Annotated in this window: 16 protein-coding genes; 12 read left to right on the top strand and 4 right to left on the bottom strand. The window is 62.4% G+C overall.

Going from position 1 to position 17,892, the window contains the following annotated elements; translation table 11 throughout:
• Nucleotides 1–94: 94 nt before the first annotated feature.
• Nucleotides 95–604, bottom strand: a complete 510-nt coding sequence (locus AB1792_08580) for a type 1 glutamine amidotransferase domain-containing protein (GenBank protein MEW5702269.1) — start codon at nucleotides 602–604, stop codon at nucleotides 95–97.
• Nucleotides 605–1,429: 825 nt separating this feature from the next.
• Here AB1792_08580 and AB1792_08575 point away from each other — a divergent pair.
• The 9 genes from AB1792_08575 (at nucleotide 1,430) to AB1792_08535 (ending at nucleotide 12,651) form a co-directional block, all read left to right on the top strand.
• Nucleotides 1,430–1,642 (top strand): hypothetical protein, encoded by a 213-nt coding sequence (locus tag AB1792_08575; protein ID MEW5702268.1) that lies wholly within the window; start codon nucleotides 1,430–1,432, stop codon nucleotides 1,640–1,642.
• A 396-nt stretch (nucleotides 1,643–2,038) separates the two neighbouring features.
• On the top strand, nucleotides 2,039–4,801 hold the full coding sequence (gene ppdK, locus AB1792_08570; GenBank protein ID MEW5702267.1) for a pyruvate, phosphate dikinase: 2,763 nt from the start codon (nucleotides 2,039–2,041) through the stop codon (nucleotides 4,799–4,801).
• Nucleotides 4,802–4,935: 134 nt separating this feature from the next.
• Nucleotides 4,936–5,637 (top strand): redox-sensing transcriptional repressor Rex, encoded by a 702-nt coding sequence (locus AB1792_08565; protein ID MEW5702266.1) that lies wholly within the window; start codon nucleotides 4,936–4,938, stop codon nucleotides 5,635–5,637.
• Between the two features lie 30 nt (nucleotides 5,638–5,667).
• The gene (locus AB1792_08560; GenBank protein ID MEW5702265.1) at nucleotides 5,668–5,967 is read left to right on the top strand and encodes a hypothetical protein; all 300 of its coding nucleotides are present in this window, start codon (nucleotides 5,668–5,670) and stop codon (nucleotides 5,965–5,967) included.
• Between the two features lie 201 nt (nucleotides 5,968–6,168).
• Nucleotides 6,169–6,993, top strand: a complete 825-nt coding sequence (locus AB1792_08555) for an NAD-dependent deacylase (GenBank protein ID MEW5702264.1) — start codon at nucleotides 6,169–6,171, stop codon at nucleotides 6,991–6,993.
• 115 nt (nucleotides 6,994–7,108) lie between these two features.
• Nucleotides 7,109–8,023, top strand: a complete 915-nt coding sequence (locus AB1792_08550) for a radical SAM protein (protein MEW5702263.1) — start codon at nucleotides 7,109–7,111, stop codon at nucleotides 8,021–8,023.
• On the top strand, nucleotides 8,001–10,835 hold the full coding sequence (locus tag AB1792_08545) for a tetratricopeptide repeat protein (protein ID MEW5702262.1): 2,835 nt from the start codon (nucleotides 8,001–8,003) through the stop codon (nucleotides 10,833–10,835). The genes AB1792_08550 and AB1792_08545 overlap by 23 nt, the downstream gene beginning before the upstream one ends.
• Nucleotides 10,832–11,647, top strand: a complete 816-nt coding sequence (locus AB1792_08540) for a dihydroorotate dehydrogenase electron transfer subunit (protein ID MEW5702261.1) — start codon at nucleotides 10,832–10,834, stop codon at nucleotides 11,645–11,647. Before AB1792_08545 ends, AB1792_08540 begins: the two co-directional genes overlap by 4 nt.
• A gap of 77 nt (nucleotides 11,648–11,724) precedes the next feature.
• On the top strand, nucleotides 11,725–12,651 hold the full coding sequence (locus tag AB1792_08535) for a dihydroorotate dehydrogenase (protein MEW5702260.1): 927 nt from the start codon (nucleotides 11,725–11,727) through the stop codon (nucleotides 12,649–12,651).
• 35 nt (nucleotides 12,652–12,686) lie between these two features.
• Here AB1792_08535 and arsB read toward each other — a convergent pair whose 3' ends face one another.
• From arsB to AB1792_08520, 3 genes are read right to left on the bottom strand one after another with little or no spacing between them, the layout of a single operon-like run.
• Nucleotides 12,687–13,823 carry an ACR3 family arsenite efflux transporter gene (gene arsB, locus AB1792_08530; protein MEW5702259.1) on the bottom strand — a complete coding sequence of 379 codons (1,137 nt, stop codon included), beginning with the start codon at nucleotides 13,821–13,823 and terminating at the stop codon, nucleotides 12,687–12,689.
• Nucleotides 13,810–14,286: an arsenate reductase ArsC gene (locus tag AB1792_08525; protein ID MEW5702258.1), complete on the bottom strand. Its 477-nt coding sequence runs from the start codon at nucleotides 14,284–14,286 to the stop codon at nucleotides 13,810–13,812. The genes arsB and AB1792_08525 overlap by 14 nt, the downstream gene beginning before the upstream one ends.
• Nucleotides 14,256–14,627 (bottom strand): metalloregulator ArsR/SmtB family transcription factor, encoded by a 372-nt coding sequence (locus tag AB1792_08520; protein MEW5702257.1) that lies wholly within the window; start codon nucleotides 14,625–14,627, stop codon nucleotides 14,256–14,258. The genes AB1792_08525 and AB1792_08520 overlap by 31 nt, the downstream gene beginning before the upstream one ends.
• Before the next feature lie 137 nt (nucleotides 14,628–14,764).
• On the opposite strand from AB1792_08520, the gene AB1792_08515 reads away from it, so the two are divergent.
• The 3 genes from AB1792_08515 (at nucleotide 14,765) to AB1792_08505 (ending at nucleotide 17,890) form a co-directional block, all read left to right on the top strand.
• Complete coding sequence (locus AB1792_08515; GenBank protein MEW5702256.1) at nucleotides 14,765–16,147, top strand: cytochrome ubiquinol oxidase subunit I; 1,383 nt, start codon at nucleotides 14,765–14,767, stop codon at nucleotides 16,145–16,147.
• Nucleotides 16,144–17,175 carry a hypothetical protein gene (locus AB1792_08510; GenBank protein MEW5702255.1) on the top strand — a complete coding sequence of 344 codons (1,032 nt, stop codon included), beginning with the start codon at nucleotides 16,144–16,146 and terminating at the stop codon, nucleotides 17,173–17,175. The genes AB1792_08515 and AB1792_08510 overlap by 4 nt, the downstream gene beginning before the upstream one ends.
• A gap of 70 nt (nucleotides 17,176–17,245) precedes the next feature.
• A complete protein-coding gene (locus AB1792_08505) occupies nucleotides 17,246–17,890 on the top strand; it encodes a YigZ family protein (protein ID MEW5702254.1) in 645 nt (214 codons plus the stop codon).
• The last annotated feature ends 2 nt before the right edge of the window (nucleotides 17,891–17,892 follow it).

Here is a 17,892-nt window from a genome sequence, read left to right as displayed (position 1 = left end):
TGCATCTGGCGATTCAAGACATTCATGCATACTCAAGAGATCATTGCGGACAGGGGGCTTTCAGCCCCCTGATGGTGGGTGCAAAGCACCCACCCTACGATTCCACCGTCGCCAGCAGCGCCCGCATGAATGCGGGTAGATCATCGGGCATCCGCGCCGTGATCAGATTTCCATCAACCACGCACTCGGCGTCGACCCACTGCGCCCCGGCGGCGATCATGTCGTCCTGGATCGCGACATACGAGGTTGCCCGTTTGCCGCGCAGAATCCCCGCGGAAACCAAAACCCACCCCGCATGGCAGATCGCTGCGACCGGTTTGCCGGCGGCATGCATCTGGCGCACGAGTTCAACAACCCCAGGGTATCGTCGCAGATGATCCGGCGCCCAGCCGCCGGGGATGACGATCGCATCAAGGTCTGAGGTATTCACTTCGTCGGCCACGCGCTCGGCCTTGATGGGGTAACCATTCTTGCTCAGGTAACTGCTCGCCGAGCCGGTGCCGATGACTACGACCCGATGGCCCGCTTCCCGCAGTCGATAAAGTGGGTACCAGACTTCCAGAGTCTGATAGTCGCTCTCGACCAATATCCCGACTGTCTTCATCTCATTCGACCCCGAGCCCCAACTCGCCACGCCATACGAAAGATCTTACAACTCACAACCACTCCTGCATGGTCCGGCATACAAGGGGCCTCAGCCCCTGGCCCACAGACAGAATCCCGTCGCGACCATTCTCCGCGAAGCATGCAACAGAATCTGAGTGGCACGTGGACCAATAACGCGAAGCCGAGGAACATCGTCAATCACACGAATCGCCCGAAGGGACAGGCCTTGCGGCGCAAGCCATGGCTGCGGTCGGGCTGCCAAGAGATTGCAAGGTCGACAAGGCGATTTCCTACAACTTTCTGCGGTTCATGGGAGTATCACAGGTGAGGGGGGTTGTACCGGCTTTGCGCAGCAGACGGGGCGGCACGGACCAACCGGGGCGTACGTAAGCGGTTCAGCCCAAAAAAAGATAGCATGATTGTCTCTGGCGTCGCCGCCGGAGGCAGAGGGAGCAGTGTCGCCCGGATGGGCATCATAACTCGCTGATGTAAAGTGAGTAGCGTCGACGTGGAAATCTCAAACAGACTCAGTCCTCGACGGGATTCTTGTTGACATTCATATCTCCTTGTTTGTATGATCGTTAGCCACAGTACTGCGTGATGCCATGCATCAACACCATTACCACTACCGCAGCGTCGTTACTCCACACCGACCGGGGGGACAGATCCCGGCTCACTTCCAGGGAGGTGGACAGTGGGCGATTCGAGGGTTGAGAAGCCAACCGCAAGGAAAGTGAAGGGAGAGAACGGAATAGCAGGCAAGTCAGCGGTCGCACGAAGTGCAACCGGGGTCGGTACCCCGGCAAGAGCGAAGAAGAAGCGAATGACCGAGCCTCTGGGGCAGAAGACAGTCATCAAAGTGGTTGCCACGAGCCGACGGGCTCCAGTCGGACCGGATGATGTTCCGGAAGGACTGCCCAAGAAATACTCGATCAAGAGCACATTCAACACGCATGACATCATGCATTCCCCGGTGGAGAAGACCTTGAAGATGCTCGACAAGATCCTTTCAGGGGAACGCCTCTTCACCATGTGAAGCACGGCACCAGCTTCGGGGCTTCCCAGACCCCGTCGACTTTGCAGACCCCGCTTCGGCGGGGTTTCTGTTCTGCAAAACCACTTGCCCAACGGTCGATCTGCCAGTAACTTACCGTGTGCCGGAGATCGGCGGAGGCGTTAATCGGTTAACTATCAATTAGTTACCCGTCGCCGACAAGGAATCGTGAACGATCGCTGGCTTGTTCTTGGAGGAACGATGGCGAAGAAGGCGGAACCAAGACGAGGCAAGGCGAAGGGCAACAAAGAGACTGTGGCACGTACTCGTGCCAAGTCGAAGGAAAGGTCCCCAAGAACAGCATCACGGATTGCCAAATCGCCAGCCGCTTCGCCCGTTGCGGCACCCGTGGCAGGTCATGCTCAGCCCCGGACTCGTATGACAATAGCAGCGAGAATCGCAGCATCGAAGTCAACGGCGTTGCCCAGCACGCCGTCACGAATTGATGAAAACGCCAAGTTGATCTACTCCTTCGTCCCCGGTGAAGTCGAAGCCGATGCCACGATGCGGGACCTGTTGGGCGGCAAGGGTGCCGGCTTGGCAGGCATGGCCAAGGCCGATCTCCCCGTACCGCCCGGGTTTACGATTACGACCGAGGCCTGCAATGTCTTCTATGCCAACCGCATGCGCATCCCGCCATCGTTGAAGCCGGGGCTCAAGGAGCACATGGCCAAAGTCGAGCGCGCCATGGGACGGCGTTTCGGCGGCGCCGAGAAACCGCTTCTGGTCTCGGTCCGATCCGGCGCCAAATTCTCCATGCCGGGCATGATGGACACCGTCCTCAATCTGGGGTTGAACGACAAAACGGTGAACGCGCTGATTGCCGAGACCGGCAATCCCCGATTCGTGTATGATTCGTACCGTCGCTTCATTCAGATGTTCTCCAATGTCGTCCTCGGCATGGACAAGGACGTCTTCGAGGAGATCATCGAGCAGCGCAAGAAAGCCAGCCGGGTCAAGCGCGATGCCTCTCTGTCGGTGGACAACCTGCGCGAGATCATCGCCGGCTACAAGAAGATCGTCCATCGCCACACGCAGGAGGCATTCCCTGACGAACCGTGGACACAGCTCATAATGGCCATCGAGGCCGTGTTCAAGTCGTGGAACAATCCGCGTGCCATCGCCTACCGTAAGCTGCACGACATACCCTCGGATCTGGGCACCGCCGTCAACATCCAGGCGATGGTCTTCGGCAACACCGGCGAGGAGTCCGCCACCGGCGTCGGTTTCACCCGCAATCCTTCGACCGGGGCGCGCGAGTTCTATGGGGAGTTCCTGACCAACGCGCAGGGTGAAGACGTTGTCGCCGGCATTCGCACCCCGCGACCGATCAGCGAATTGGCCGAGTTGATGCCGGATGTGTACCGGCAACTGAAGGAGATCACCTCCCATCTGGAGGCCCACTACCGCGACGTGCAGGATTTCGAGTTCACAATCCAGAACGGCACCTTGTTCATGTTGCAGACGCGAACCGGCAAGCGCACCGCGCAGGCGGCGGTCAAGATCGCCGTCGACATGGTCAAGGAGAAACTGATTACACAGGAAGAGGCGCTGCAACGCATCCGTCCCGAAGACCTCGACCAGTTGCTGCATCCGCGGCTCGATCCCGCGGCGACGGTGTCCCCGATCGTACGGGGACTGGCGGCATCGCCGGGAGCGGCCGCCGGCAAGGTCGTCTTTACCGCCGAGGATGCGGTGGCGATGGCCGCCAAGGGGGAAAAGGTCATTCTGGTCCGCTCCGAAACCAATCCGGATGATATCCAGGGGATGGCGGCGGCCGTCGGGATCCTGACCACACGGGGCGGCATGACCTCCCATGCCGCCGTCGTCGCCCGCGGCATGGGGAAGTGCTGCGTCGCCGGCGCCGAATCGGTCCGTGTCAACGAGGAACGCAAGACGTTCGCGGTCGGTCCGACCATCGTCCGCGAGAAACAGGTGATTACTCTGGACGGTTCGACCGGCGCAGTCATGCTGGGCGAAGTCCCGACCATCGAACCGGAGCTGTCGCCGGAGTTCGTCACGCTGATGTCATGGGCTGACGCCAAGCGGCATTTGGGCGTGCGCACGAATGCCGACACGCCCGAGGATGCCGAACGCGCGGTCCGGTTCGGCGCCGAGGGAATCGGCCTGTGCCGCACCGAGCATATGTTCTTCGCACCCGACCGTCTGGCGCACATTCAGAGGATGATTCTGGCGGACACGGCCGAGGATCGTCAGTTGGCCCTCAATCGTCTGCTCCCCTTCCAGCGCACGGACTTCAAGGGAATCTTCCGCGCCATGGCGGGGCGGCCGGTGACGATCCGCACGCTCGATCCACCCCTGCATGAGTTTCTGCCCCGGCGGGAGGAGATTCAGGCGGCCATCGCCGCCCTGAAGGCCAAGGAGGAACAGGCCTCCTATGAGGAATCGCTGGCGATCAAAGAGGACATTGCCCTCAAAGAAAAGACCCTGGAGCGCCTCAGCCAGTTGACCGAGGTCAATCCGATGCTGGGGCACCGCGGTTGCCGTCTCGGCATCGCCTATCCGGAGATCACCGAGATGCAGGCGCGGGCGCTCTTCACCGCCGCCTGTGACCTGGCCAAGGAAGGCATCGACGTGCATCCGGAGGTGATGATCCCGCTGGTGGGAACGGTGGCGGAATTGCAGAATCAGCGGGACATCGTCGAGGCGGTCGCCGAGGATGTCTTCAAGAAGCGCAAACAACGCGTCGACTACCGTGTCGGCACGATGATCGAGGTGCCGCGGGCCGCGCTGATGGCCGACAAGATTGCCGCCGCCGCCGACTTCTTCAGCTTCGGCACAAACGACCTGACACAGATGACGATGGGACTTTCGCGCGACGATGCCGGGAAGTTCATGCAGCTTTACCAGGACAAGGGGATCTATCCGGCCGACCCCTTCGTCACCCTCGATCTGGACGGCGTGGGGCAGTTGGTGGAATTGGCCACGGAGAGGGGACGCACCACGAATCCGGAGTTGAAGATCGGGATTTGCGGCGAGCACGGCGGCGACCCCGCGACGATCGCCTTCTGCCATCGTCTGAAGCTGGCGTACGTGAGTTGTTCGCCGTACCGTGTGCCGATCGCGCGGCTGGCAGCGGCACAGGCGGCGCTGGGTGGAGGTACCGACGCCACCAAGTAACGAGTCCCGCGATCACAGGGAACGCGGAGTCGCCGACGGCGGCTCCACTTCGATGGACCAGAGGTCGATGGCGATCAGGCATTGATCGTCGGAATTCAGAGTCAGCCAACCCTACCGGGAATCGGAGGCATTGCATGATGAGACCGCGGCGCAGCCGTAAGACGACGAGCGGCGGCACCATACCGCTCTTTCGCCGACGGGTATCCGAGTCGACGATCCATCGCCTCTCCGTGTACTACCGCACGCTGGTCGCCTTGGAGGCCGAAGGGTACTATACGGTCAACTCACAGGAGTTGGCCGACCGGGAGAAACTGACCCCGGCGCAGGTGCGCAAGGACCTATCGTCCTTCGGATCGTTCGGCACGCGCGGATTGGGCTACCCCGCCTCTGAGCTCAAGGGGCGCATTGCCAAAATCCTCGGCATCGACCACGAATGGAATGTGGGGCTGATCGGTGTCGGACATCTGGGCTCCGCCCTCGTGTCATACAAGGAGTTTCAGAAGCAGGGATTTATCATCCGGGCGCTGTTTGACAACGATCAGCGGAAGATCGGATCGAACCACAAGGGAATCGTCATTGCCGATATCCGCGATCTGGCCTCCGAAGTCCGCAAGCGCAAGCTGTCGATCATGATCATTGCCGTCCCGTCGGCCAATGCCCAGGCCATCTGCGACCTGGTCGTCGCCGCCGGCATCAAGTCGATTCTCAATTTCGCGCCGGTGAGTCTGCGGGTCCCGCCCGACGTCATCGTGCGCGCCGAAAACATGGCCATCGAATTGGAGTTTCTCTCCTTCCACCTCGCCCATCGTCAGGTGCGGACCGCCGCTCTGACATAGAGGAGGAATCGGAGACAAGCTATCGGCAGGATGCACAAAGCCACCCGAGTCTTGCTGGTCGTCGCCTTCGCGATCGGGATCATGCCGATCCTGCAGGGCGGGCTGGGTCCATCGCCACGAAACGCCATGCCGGGTGATCCGACCGGATCCATGCCCGCAAGCGGACTCTCGGCGGCGGACACGGGATCAATCGGCCCCGTTCAGTCCGTGGTCAGTGCCGACTCACTCGAATACCACAAGAGGATGGGCGAGGCATACCTCTCGGTCCGCTCGATCCCGAACCCAGCCGATGTCTCCGATTGGGACAAGCTGCGCATCCTCTTTCGCTAGATCGCGCTGAGTCAGTTCCATGACCCCGGCAAGTGACGCGGCCCGGTGATTCGGTTGGGAGTTCTTCATGAGTTCATTCTGCATGCCCGCGGCACAGCGACTCATCTGAACTGAGCATCCATTCCCGAACACGCCCCGTCGCCTACCCCTCGGACCCCGACCGGTTTGCGGTTGGGTCGACCCATTCGTATATTCGCGGTCATGCAGACAGCGGCCATCCCGGACCGGCTGCTGGAGGTCCTGACCACGGCCGCCAGAGTCGTTGTGCTCACCGGTGCCGGTGTCTCCGCCGAGAGTGGCGTCCCGACGTTTCGTGGCGCCGGAGGTCTCTGGCGGAGTTACCGCCCAGAGGAGCTGGCGACGCCTGAGGCATTCGCCCGCGACCCCCGGATGGTCTGGGACTGGTATATCTACCGGCGAGAGTTGGTGCGCAAAGCCGAGCCCAACCCCGCGCATCGCGCCCTGGCCCGCTGGGAGAGGCACTTTCCCCATTTCACGCTGGTGACGCAGAACGTGGACGGCTTGCACCGCCGTGCCGGCTCAAAGAGGGTCTTGGAGTTGCACGGCAACATCTTCCGATCCCGGTGCCAGCGTTGCGGCACGGTGCTCGATGACTCCCAACTCGCTCCCTTGCCCCAGCAGGAAGTACCACCGACCGTGGTCGGTGATCATGCATCCTCCGAAAGCACTCCTGCAGGCAACGCCAATGCCGTCCCGCGTTGTCCCTGCGGCGGTCGGCAGCGTCCCGATGTTGTCTGGTTCGGGGAACTTTTGCCCACCGACGTCTTAGAACAATCGGGAGAGGCCGCCGCAACTGCAGAAGTGTTCTTCTCCGTCGGCACATCCGGCGTTGTCTATCCCGCTGCGGGGCTGGTACAGGTGGCCCGAAATGCCGGGGCATTCGTCGTCGAGGTCAATCCTGAGCCGACGGAACTGTCCGATATCTTTGATGTGGTCCTGCGGGGACCCGCCGGCGAGTATCTCCCCGCGATCTCGGCGCGAATGGGATTGCCGATGAGCGGATAGCCCAATGCGGAACTCTCAAGCAGCACATGCGGTTCCGGCGTCAGTGACGACGATCCTGTCACCGGACACCGGCGTGTCGGCACCAGTACGCCAACATCGGGAGATGGCCCGCACCATGGATGGCTGGCCCTGGCGCCTCGATCCGTTGTCGGCGGAAGCGGCATCCCGTTCCCGGCAGGCCCACGCGATGCTCGCAAGTTGTGAAGTGTGCCCCCGCCTGTGCGGCGCCGCTCGTCTGGCCGGCGACACGGGTACTTGCCGCAGCGGCGGCAATCTCACGGTCGCGAGTTGGAATCTCCATCATGGCGAGGAACCTCCCATCTCCGGCTTCGGCGGCTCGGGAACGATCTTCTTATCCGGGTGTTCGCTCCGCTGCCTGTACTGCCAGAACTACCCCATCTCGCAATTGGGGGTCGGGGAGACAATGACGGTCGGCCGGATGGTTGCGATCATGCGCGAGTTGGAATCGGCCGGCGCGCACAACATAAACTTCGTGACACCCACGCATCATACTCCGGCGCTGATCGATGCCATCCTGGAGGCGCGTCGATCCGGGCTGCAGATTCCCATCGTCTGGAACACATCCGGTTACGAGCGGGTCGAGACGTTGCGCTTGCTTGAGGGGCTTGTCGACATCTACTTGGCCGACATGCGTTACGCAGAAGCCGGCCCGGCGCGTCGCTATTCCAAGGCGGCCGACTATCCGGCGGTGAACCGGGCCGCGATCATCGAGATGCACCGTCAAGTCGGCACACTCGCATTGGACGCGGGGGGAGTGGCCAGACGCGGCCTCCTGGTGCGCCACCTGGTTCTCCCGGATGGCTTGGCCGGTTCGCGGGCCGTCTTCGAGTTCCTCGCGCGCGAGGTATCCACGGAGACGGCCGTCAGCGTGATGAGCCAGTACTTCCCGGCCTATCGCGCCGAATCAGACCGCAGTCTGGCGCGGCGTTTGACAACGGCGGAATACGATGCGGCGCTTGCCGCCTTCACCGAGGCAGGGCTGGACCATGGCTACTGTCAGGAATACTGAGTCCTGCCCCCCGTGGTCGTTCTCGCGCCCACCAAGGTGGCGGACGCGGGCGCTGGCAGCGCTGTGTGTCGCCATCGGACTGATGGTCGGCTTCCCCGGCTGCGTCTATTTCAACACGTACTACAACGCCCGGAGTCTCTTCAACACCGCGGAAAAGCAGTACCGTAAGGATTCGCACCGGGGCCGGCAATTGTCGCCGAGCACGCAGGCGTATCAGGACGCGATCACCAAGGCCGCGAAGATCGTCCAGAAGCACCCCAAGAGCAAGTACCATGACGATGCGCTGTTTCTCATCGGCGTGTCGTACTTCCGTATGGAATCCTACTCCAAGTCCGAAAACGCGTTTCGTGAATTGCTGGCCACACACCCGAAATCCAATCTGACGGAAGAATCGGAGTTGTACCTGGCGCGTTGCCGCATGCTCATGGACGACGAGCAGTCGGCATTCCGCGCGTTCACACAACTGGCAACCACCGCGCGCAAGCCGGCGTGGCGCGCTGAGGCGATCTTCCAGCGCGGGCTGTATTTCCTGAAGAGCGGTTCGGCCGACTCCGCGGTAGCCGCGTTTCAAGTCGTTCTGGACGAATACTCCGGCACTGACCGCGCCCTGGAGGCCCGGTTGCGCGCGGCCGAGGCGCTGCGTCAGGTCAGACGTCCCCGTGAGGCGATCGCGCTCTATGAGCCGCTCGCGCAGGAAAAGAACGGCGAGCACCGGTATGAAGCTCTGACGGGAATCGGGCTGTCATGGTATGAAGCCGAAATCCCCGATTCGGGGATCGCCATCTTCTCGGACATGGCCGAAGATGACGCCTATGCCGATTCCATCGGCCCGATCCGCCTCAACCTGGCGCGTGGCCTCCGGAACATCGGCGACCGGGAAGGGGCGCAACGGCAATACGAGCAGGTGACGGCCACAAAAGAGACGACCCCGTGGTCGGCCGAGGCGTGTTTCCGACTGGCCGAGATCCTGCAGTTCGAAGAGAACGATCTGCTCGGTGCCAAGGACCTGTACGAGAAATCGCGCCAGGAGTATTCACGCGGCGATCTGGCCAACCTGGCCTTGACCCGCTCGGCGAACATCACCAAGCTCGAACAGTTTCGCAAGGAGCTCGGACGCGCCGAGCTCTCCAAAGGTGGCAGGCAAGGCGGGGGTGCGCAGGAACCATACAATCCCGACGCAGTGCCGAGGCTGGAACGGAATGCCACCTACTCCCCTCTGGCCGCGCGTCCGGTCGACTATGCTCCCCCAGGGGCCTTGGCCACCGCGATAGCCGATCCGACTTCAACGTTTGGCCCTCCGACCCCAACGGATTCGTCAGGGGCCGGCGACAGCGCCGTGGTGCTGGGTCCTCACCCACCTGATCTTGTTCCCGGCGACAGTCTGCTTGGCCCGCCGGCGCCGTCGCTGACCACCGCAGCGGCCGCGTCGGCGGACTCAGCGCAATCGCTCGCGGAAACACAATTCGGACCGCCGATCGATTCGGCGCTCTTCTTCGGCCCGCGCGTCAACCTGGACGACGTGGAATTCAATCGTCGTCGCCTGACGCTGCTCCCGGAAGCGGCATGGTGGAGGATCGCGGCAATTGATTCCGCTTTGGGACCGCCGACGCCTGCTTATCTCTATGCCTTCGGATCCGGTGACTTTCTCGGACCGACCGCTCCCCCGGAATCGCTGCTCGTGCAGGCGGCGGCGGAGACAGACGAGATCGCCAGGCAGGAGCGCGAAGCCCGGGAGGCCGCCCGTTCGCAACGCAAGGAGGCCTACGCCGAGATCGCCGCCTCCGCCACAACTCAGTTGGAATTGGCGGAGCTTTACCGTTTCGATCTTCAGTATCCCGATTCCGCGCTGGTGGAATACCGCGACGTCACCGAGCGATATCCGGGCTCGCCTTATGCTGCCCAAGCGCTCCTCGGCATGGCCGACGTCTACAATGCCGACCTGCACGATTCCATGCAAGCCGACTTGTGCCTGCGACGCATTCTGGCTGAGTACCCATACAGCGACTGCGCCAGCGATGCCATGGTGCGCCTGGGACTGGAGAACACGCCGGCCGACACGGCGCACCCGGCCCATGCCTACAAAGAGGCCGAAGCAGCCTACTTCCAAGATGACAATCCCAAGGTGGCCATCCGGAAGCTCCGGGCGTTCGTGGAGGACTACCCGCAATCCCGACTGGTCCCGCGGGCAGAGTATGCCATTGCGGCGCTGACCGAACGCCACTTCCCTTCCACCGACTCCTCAATCATCTGGGCATACCAGGAGATCGTCGCCAACTATCCGGGCACCGAGTTGGCCAAAGCGGCCACGCAGAAGCTGCAACCAACCATCCACAAGCCCAGGCCACGCGCCCCGATCATGGCCGCCAAAGAAGAAGGGGGAAAAGCCAAGGACGCTGCCATTCAGGGAGAACGTGCGGCCGGAGAGGCCGACACCGACTCGGCGCAGTACGCCGGCCTGCCGCGGGCGCCTCGCACGAAGGTCGTGGGGCAATTCGTCTGGCCCACTTCGATCTCCACCAACGATGTCGGACAGAACTACAGGGACTATGTCGTCTACAGAATCCTGATCGACTTCACCGGGCAAATCGCCCAACATGACATGATCAGGCCGACCAAGTGGCAGGACATCAACGACGCGGCCGAGCGGACGCTCCGGATGACGACCTTCTGGGCCGACTCGATCCCGCCCGATTCCCTGAACATGTGGTACAAGTACGAGATTGAAGTCACCGCCCCTGCCGAGGAACTCGACGAGTTTCGCCGGCTGGGTATCGATCAAACTCGTCCGGACCAGAGCGGCAGACAACCGTGAACCGCCCACGTCGCGCCACGCTCGTCTGGACCCGCCGGGTCGGGCCGAACGTCTACCACCAACGATTCTCAGATTCGCTGATCGCCCGTCGGGCCAAAGCCGGGCAATTCGTCCATCTCCTCCCCGGTTCTGACCACCTCTTTCGCCGCGCTCTATCGGTCTATGCCACCGATCCGCGCGCGGAGACGTTCGATGTCCTCCATCAGGTCTTGGGCGCGGGAACCCGATGCCTGGCCCACCAACCGATCGGCACTGTCATAGATACGTTGGGACCGCTCGGTAATTCGTTCACTCCCCCGGCGCGCGGGACGACGCCGGTCCTGGTCGGAGGCGGACTGGGGATGGCACCGTTGCGCCTGTGGGCGGCCGAGTTGATGGCCGCGCGAAGCACACGCCGCGGCAAGCCAGTCGCCCCCATCATGATTCTCGGAGTTCGTACGCGTGAGTTGGCCGTGGCCCCCTACCAACTGCGCACCCTGCACGTGCACCCACACTGGGCCACTGACGATGGCTCACTCGGCTTTCATGGCACCGCCGTCGATCTGTTTGCCGACATGCTGCGGCGAAATGACTGGGGTCCCGGCCACGCGATGGTCTACGGCTGCGGCCCCGAGCCGATGATGAAGGCGCTGGCGGAGTTGTGTATCGCGCAACAGGTTCCCTGCGAGGTCTCCCTGGAGCGCAGCATGCCATGCGGATATGGTGTCTGCATGGGGTGTGTCGTCACGAGCCGGGGCGCATCGGGATATGAAACCTATCGCCGTGTTTGCCGCGACGGCCCGGTCTTTGATGCCGCGGCAATTGTGTTCTGAATGAACCGATGATCTCACTTCCGTAATGAGAGAGACCTGTGGGCACGGCGTGCCGTGCCCGCTGAGAGTCCTCCACGATGACCACTCGAGCTTCCCGCCCCGATCTATCCGTGACCCTCGCCGGTGTGCATTTCGCCACGCCGATCTGGACCGCCTCCGGAACCGCCGGGACCGGGGAGGAGATCGCCGCCTGGTGCGACACCGGTAAGCTGGGCGGCATGGTCACGAAATCCGTCTCGCTGGAGCCGCGGCCCGGCCATCCCTATCCGCGGACAGTGGAGACCGCCTCCGGGATGCTCAACGCGATCGGCCTGCAAAACAAGGGCATCGAGGCCTTCATCGCCGAGGAACTACCTCGACTGCGGCAGATGCCGACCCGTGTCATCGTGAACGTCGTCGGATGGGCGATCGATGAGTACGCTGCTCTGGCGCACCGATTGACACGGGAAGAGGGCATCGACGCCTTGGAGGTCAATCTCTCGTGCCCGAATGTGTCACGGGGGATCGACAACGGTGCCGATCCGGGCTGGGTGGGCGAGTGCACCGCCGCTGTCCGCGCCGCGACGACGACGCCGATCATCATCAAGCTGACTCCCAACACGCACGACATCGCCTCGCTGGCGCGTGCGGCCGCCGACCATGGCGCCGATGCCATTTCGGCGATCAACACGCTGGTCGGCATGGCCGTCAACCACAACACCTTCAAGCCCCGTCTGGCAAACATCACCGGCGGTCTTTCCGGCCCGGCGATCAAACCGGTGGCCCTGGCAGCGGTCTACAAGATCAAGAAGGCCGTTGACATCCCGGTGATCGGGATCGGCGGCATCATGTCAGGGACCGACGCCGCCGAGTTCCTCATTGTCGGCGCTTCCGCCGTGCAGGTCGGCACGGCGAACTTCCGCCATCCCGATGCCACGACCCGCATCGCCGACGAGTTGGGTGCCTACCTCCAGTCCAAAGGGATGACCCGTGTCACCGATCTGATCGGCCGGTTGGAAGTCTGATCTTCCATACAACGTGGGATTGCGGACAAGGGGCTTCAGCCCCTTGTGCGGGCACGGCACGCCGTGCCCCTACAGGCGTAGGGTGCGTGCTTTGCACGCACCGCTGCGATCTGGGCGTAGTATCTGCGCCCGAGCCACAGCGCGACATTCACCAGCCCAATCAGCACCGGGACCTCGACCAGCGGGCCGATGACGGCCGCAAACGCCGCGCCATGGTTGATGCCGAAGGTCGCAATCGCCACCGCGATCGCCAGCTCAAAGTTGTTCGAGGCGGCCGTGAAACTGAGCGTGGCTGTCTGGCCATACGAGGCATGGATCTTCCGGCTCATGAAGAACGAAATGAAGAACATCAGGACGAAGTAGATCAGAAGCGGTATCGCGATCCGGACGACATCGAGGGGAAGCTGCACGATGTATTCGCCCTTGAGCGAGAACATTACAATGATGGTGAAGAGCAAGGCAATGAGGGTGATGGGACTGATCCTGGGGATGAATTTCTCGTGATACCAGCGCTTGTCCCTTGCCTTGATCAGCGTGAAGCGTGTAATGATGCCTGCCAGGAACGGAATGCCGAGGTAGATGAAGACGCTCTTGGCGATTTCGCCAATCGTAATGTCCACCGCCACACCGGACAGACCAAACCAGGTCGGCAGCACGGTGATGAAGACATAGGCATAGACGGAATAGAATAAGACCTGGAAGATCGAATTGAAGGCGACCAGACCGGCGCAGTATTCGGTGTCCCCACACGCCAGGTCATTCCAGACGATGACCATGGCGATGCACCGTGCCAGACCGATCAGAATCAAGCCGACCATGTACTCCGGCCGGTCGCGCAGGAACAGAACCGCCAGTCCAAACATCAGAATCGGTCCGACGACCCAATTCTGAACCAGCGACAGACCGAGCACTTTGACGTTGCGGAAGACCGGTCCCATCTCTTCGTACCGGACCTTGGCCAACGGCGGATACATCATCAGGATCAGACCGATCGCGATCGGGATCGAGGTCGTGCCGACATTGAACCGGTTCAGCGCCGGAACGATGCCGGGGAACAGGTAACCGGAAGCGACACCCACGGCCATGGCCAGGAAGATCCAAACCGTCAGATAGCGGTCGAGGAAGGACAGATTCCGCCGTCCTGCGGGTGCGTGCGGGTCAGTGATCGCCATGAGTTCCCGGCTCCGGTTTCAGGAGAGCATCCGGCAGAGACTGCACGAATTCGCGAATCTCATCGCGCACGCGCCGGTAGTGAGCGAGCGCCTCATCTTCCGTGCGCGCGCCGGCGGCCAATAGCGGCGGGTCATCGAAGCCATGGTGGATCGTCTTGACCCGGCCGGGGAATACCGGGCAAGATTCGTGGGCATGGTCGCACAGCGTGATCACGCCATCGAAGCGAATTCCCGCAAGCCCGCTCAACGGCTTGGAGCGGTGATGGGATATGTCCACGCCGACCTCCGCCATGACCCTAACGGCGATGGGATTGAGCCCATGGGCCACGACACCGGCCGAGTGTGGTTCGATCACATCGCCCTTCAGATGACGGGCCCACCCCTCGGCCATCTGGCTGCGGCAGGAGTTGCCCGTACAGAGAAAGAGGATTCTTAAAGGGGACGGGGACGCTGACGACGGCACAAGGCCTCCTGATCCGCTCGGGTAATCTCTCGCAGGCGCCGGGTGTCTTCTCGCACCGTAGAGTCCTTCGCCGCGTTCTCACGGACCCACACAAGTGCCATTTGCACCACCTGCGGCGCCTCATCGCCGGGAAGACGGAAATACGCCCATCGCCCGACCTTGCGGCGATGCACCAGCCCGGTTTGCTGCAGCACCGCCATGTGCTTGGACACCGTCGATGTGGCCAGCCCCAGCAGTTCGATCAATTGACAGAGGCACAACTCGCGACCCTGCAACGCCAGCAAGGCGCGAATCCGGGTCTCATCGGCCAGCGCCCGGGCGATGGCGGCAAGATTACGCATGGACTATTCCTACATTCCACCACATGACGAAATATCCGCCTTCCCTCGTCCCGTGTCAACTCCTCCGGCGTGATTTTCCTTCATACCGTCCCTCCCGGCGATTTTCCCCTTGCGGCTTCTTGTGCTTTTGTGCACCCATGGTCCTGCGGCCGGTCCGCCATGGGGCTGTGACCGCGGGATTCTGGCCGGGGCATATGGACTATCCCATCTTCGACTTGGGACCCTTCGGACCGTCGACGTTGATCGCGGTCGTGGCGATCATCCATGTCGTCATTGCCCAGTTCGCCGTCGGCTTCGGCATTGCGACCCCGTGGCTGGAGGCACGGGCGCTCCGCCGCAACGACACCATCCTGTTGGACTTCCTGCGTCGGTATGCCCGCTTTTTGATCCTCTTTTCGTTTGTCGCCGGGGCGATCACCGGTGTCGGGATCTGGTTCGTCGTCGGGCTGATCTCACCCGAGACGATCGCTTTGCTCTTGCGTCAATTCGTCTGGGGTTGGGCGACCGAGTGGGTCTTCTTTATCGTGGAGATTCTCTCGGGTTACATCTACTACTTCTACTGGGATCGGATGGACCCGAAGACACACGTGAGGATCGGGGTCATTTATGGGATCGCCGCCTGGGGCTCGCTGCTTATCATCAATGGGATCCTGGCCTTCATGCTGACGCCGGGCGATTGGCTGACAACCCGTTCATTCTGGGATGGCTGGCTCAATCCGGGAGTCTGGCCGTCGCTGGTTCTCCGCACGATCTCGTCTTTGGCGCTGGCCGGGCTGTTCATCGCCGTCGTGGCCAACATCAAGCCGGGCGACGAGGTCGAAAAGCGGCGTCATGTCATCAACGAGGGCTCGATCTTCCTCGTGCCGCTGGCGCTGATGCTGCCCGTCTCGATCTGGTTCTTCGCCGTTTCTCCCGCTCCGGCGACTCGTCTGGTCTTGGGCGGGGCGGTGGCGATGACGATGTTCTTCATGTTCGGCTTGGTGGCTTCGACCCTGATCGGTCTATACGCGTACTGGGGCCTGCTCAAGAACCGCCGCTCGGTGCATCTGGAAACAGCGCTTCTCCTCACCGCGATTGCCCTGATTGCGACCGGGGCGATGGAGTACATGCGCGAGGGAATGCGCAAACCGTATGTCGTGTACGGCTACATGTACGCCAACGGCCTGACCCAGGCGCAGATGCAGACCATCAACCAATCCGGCTTCTTTGCCACGCAGCCGGTGATCGCGCAGGGGATCAATCCCGACCGTCTGTCCCCGGTGGAGCGCGGGCGTCTGATCTTCCGCGGCCAGTGTGGGCGTTGCCACACGATCGACGGGTACAATGCGATTCGTCCGCTGGTCGAGTCGTGGACGCCGGAGATGATCCGCGACAACACGCGCCAATTGCAGCGGCTGCGCGGCTTCATGCCGCCTTTCGCCGGAACTGACGCCGATCTGGAGGATCTGGTCGCCTATTTGTCGACGCTGCGGTCGGCGCAGTGGTCGGCGACGGTGAGTCAGAGGGAGGCGGGGCAATGACTCCTCCTGATCCGATGGCGCTGCCGGCGCCGGTCGAACTTCTGCAGTTCCTGTTCGGGCTGACGTTTGTTCTGCACATCGGATTCCTCGGACTCCTGGTGGCGGCGCTGTGGGCAAAGGCGGGTGCCGAGTGGGGGCGACGGCCGTCGTATGATCCCGAGCGTCTGCACCGCGCCGGCGTGCTCGGTTTCTCGATGACGATCACGGCAGGAGTCGCACCGCTCTTGTTTGTGCAAGTGTTGTACGGGAAATCCTTCTACTCGTCGTCGATCAAGATCGGTTTCCCCTGGCTGGCCATCATCGCCTACCTCCTGATCGGTTTCTATGCCCTCTATCTGTCGCGCTTCCGCTGGGACAAGGCCGGTGGACCCTCGGCCTCCGGGAAGGGATACCTCATCCTGGCCATGCTGATGGTGTTCGCCATCGGCTTCACCTATTCCTGGAACCATCTGCAATCATTGACCGCCCGTCCCTGGGCCGATCGCATCTCCCACGCGCTGGCGGCGCGACGACTATCGGGATATGGCGGCGTCGCGTTCATCGCATCTGCCGCGTGGGCGACATGGTTCGGCCGCCTGTGGCGACGCGACGGCGCAACCCCATCGGGCGCGAAGTGGGCCTCCCTGGCGGGAGCTGCGTTCGTGTTGATCTGGGCGCTGGTCTCCGATTTCACATCCGACGGTTGGGGCCAAAACGGCAAACGACTACTTCTCACGTCCGGCCTGCTGTCGATCATCGGCTTTGCGCTGTTGTGGGCACGGCAGTCGGTCACCGCGAGATTCATCCCATGGGTCCGCTGGACGTCTCTGGTCGCCGCGCTGGCCGGTGCGCTCGGTCTGGTGCTGCAGCGCGAAAGCTGGCGCCTGCACACGCTGTCGGCCAACTCCGGTGCATCAGTCGAGCCGGTGCGCATGCAATGGGGACCATTCGTGATGTTCGCATTAGCCCTCGTGGTCGGATTGCTCGTCCTCGCCTGGATGCTCATGCAGGTGCGACGGCCGCCGGGGACATCGTCCCAGACATACTGAAATCACCCGATACCTCCTGCAGAGATCAACGGCCAGATGACGGCGGCGTGTCCATTCGCTATCATGCGGCATGTCGCGCCCTGGCACGGTTGACAGCGATGCCCTTCGGACGGTGGACGCAGCAGCCGACGCCTCTCTCCTGGTGCAAGGATCGAAGTTCATCGCCCATCTGGCGCCGGTGGCGACAACCGCCGATGCCGATTCCATCCTGACGCTGCGGCAGCGTCGTTACCCCGATGCCACTCATCACTGCTGGGCCTACCGGTTGGGTCGACCGGAGCCGTTGATCGAACGCTCATCCGATGCCGGAGAGCCATCGGGGACAGCCGGGAGACCGATTGCCGATGAACTCCGCCGGGCGGAATTGGAGAATGTCGTCTGTGTGGTGACCCGCTATTTCGGCGGGACGAAACTCGGCACCGGGGGATTGGTGCGCGCCTATGCCGCCGCCGCCCGTGGCGCCATCGATGCGGCCACGATCACCACGCGCACGGTCGTGCAGAATGTGACGATCGACTTCGACTTTGACCGCACAGGGGTTGTCTTCCACACATTGGGACAATTCGGTGTGCATCTGGTCCCCGGCGCGTATGATTCCCGTGCACACGGGACCGCAAAGGTGCCGTTGTCGAAAGTCACGACCCTCTGCCAACGCTTGGCCGAACTGGCACCGAGCGGCGTCGAGTTGAGCTTGGGCGAACGGGAAATTCTCTGAGG

This window comes from Candidatus Zixiibacteriota bacterium (assembly GCA_040752595.1).
Taxonomy (GTDB): Bacteria; Zixibacteria; MSB-5A5; order WJJR01; family WJJR01; genus JACQFV01.
This window is presented reverse-complemented; position numbering and strand designations above follow the sequence as displayed.

Excerpts from the sequence above, each read along its gene's own strand:
- AB1792_08560 (MEW5702265.1), top strand. The coding sequence starts at position 5,668 with ATGCACAAAGCCACCCGAGTCTTGCTGGTCGTCGCCTTCGCGATCGGG.
- ppdK (MEW5702267.1), top strand. The coding sequence starts at position 2,039 with ATGACAATAGCAGCGAGAATCGCAGCATCGAAGTCAACGGCGTTGCCC.
- AB1792_08515 (MEW5702256.1), top strand. The coding sequence starts at position 14,765 with ATGGTCCTGCGGCCGGTCCGCCATGGGGCTGTGACCGCGGGATTCTGG.
- AB1792_08545 (MEW5702262.1), top strand. The coding sequence starts at position 8,001 with ATGGCTACTGTCAGGAATACTGAGTCCTGCCCCCCGTGGTCGTTCTCG.
- AB1792_08575 (MEW5702268.1), top strand. The coding sequence starts at position 1,430 with ATGACCGAGCCTCTGGGGCAGAAGACAGTCATCAAAGTGGTTGCCACG.
- AB1792_08565 (MEW5702266.1), top strand. The coding sequence starts at position 4,936 with ATGATGAGACCGCGGCGCAGCCGTAAGACGACGAGCGGCGGCACCATA.
- AB1792_08535 (MEW5702260.1), top strand. The coding sequence starts at position 11,725 with ATGACCACTCGAGCTTCCCGCCCCGATCTATCCGTGACCCTCGCCGGT.
- AB1792_08580 (MEW5702269.1), bottom strand. The coding sequence starts at position 604 with ATGAAGACAGTCGGGATATTGGTCGAGAGCGACTATCAGACTCTGGAA.
- AB1792_08520 (MEW5702257.1), bottom strand. The coding sequence starts at position 14,627 with ATGCGTAATCTTGCCGCCATCGCCCGGGCGCTGGCCGATGAGACCCGG.
- AB1792_08505 (MEW5702254.1), top strand. The coding sequence starts at position 17,246 with ATGTCGCGCCCTGGCACGGTTGACAGCGATGCCCTTCGGACGGTGGAC.
- AB1792_08555 (MEW5702264.1), top strand. The coding sequence starts at position 6,169 with ATGCAGACAGCGGCCATCCCGGACCGGCTGCTGGAGGTCCTGACCACG.
- AB1792_08510 (MEW5702255.1), top strand. The coding sequence starts at position 16,144 with ATGACTCCTCCTGATCCGATGGCGCTGCCGGCGCCGGTCGAACTTCTG.
- AB1792_08550 (MEW5702263.1), top strand. The coding sequence starts at position 7,109 with ATGGATGGCTGGCCCTGGCGCCTCGATCCGTTGTCGGCGGAAGCGGCA.
- arsB (MEW5702259.1), bottom strand. The coding sequence starts at position 13,823 with ATGGCGATCACTGACCCGCACGCACCCGCAGGACGGCGGAATCTGTCC.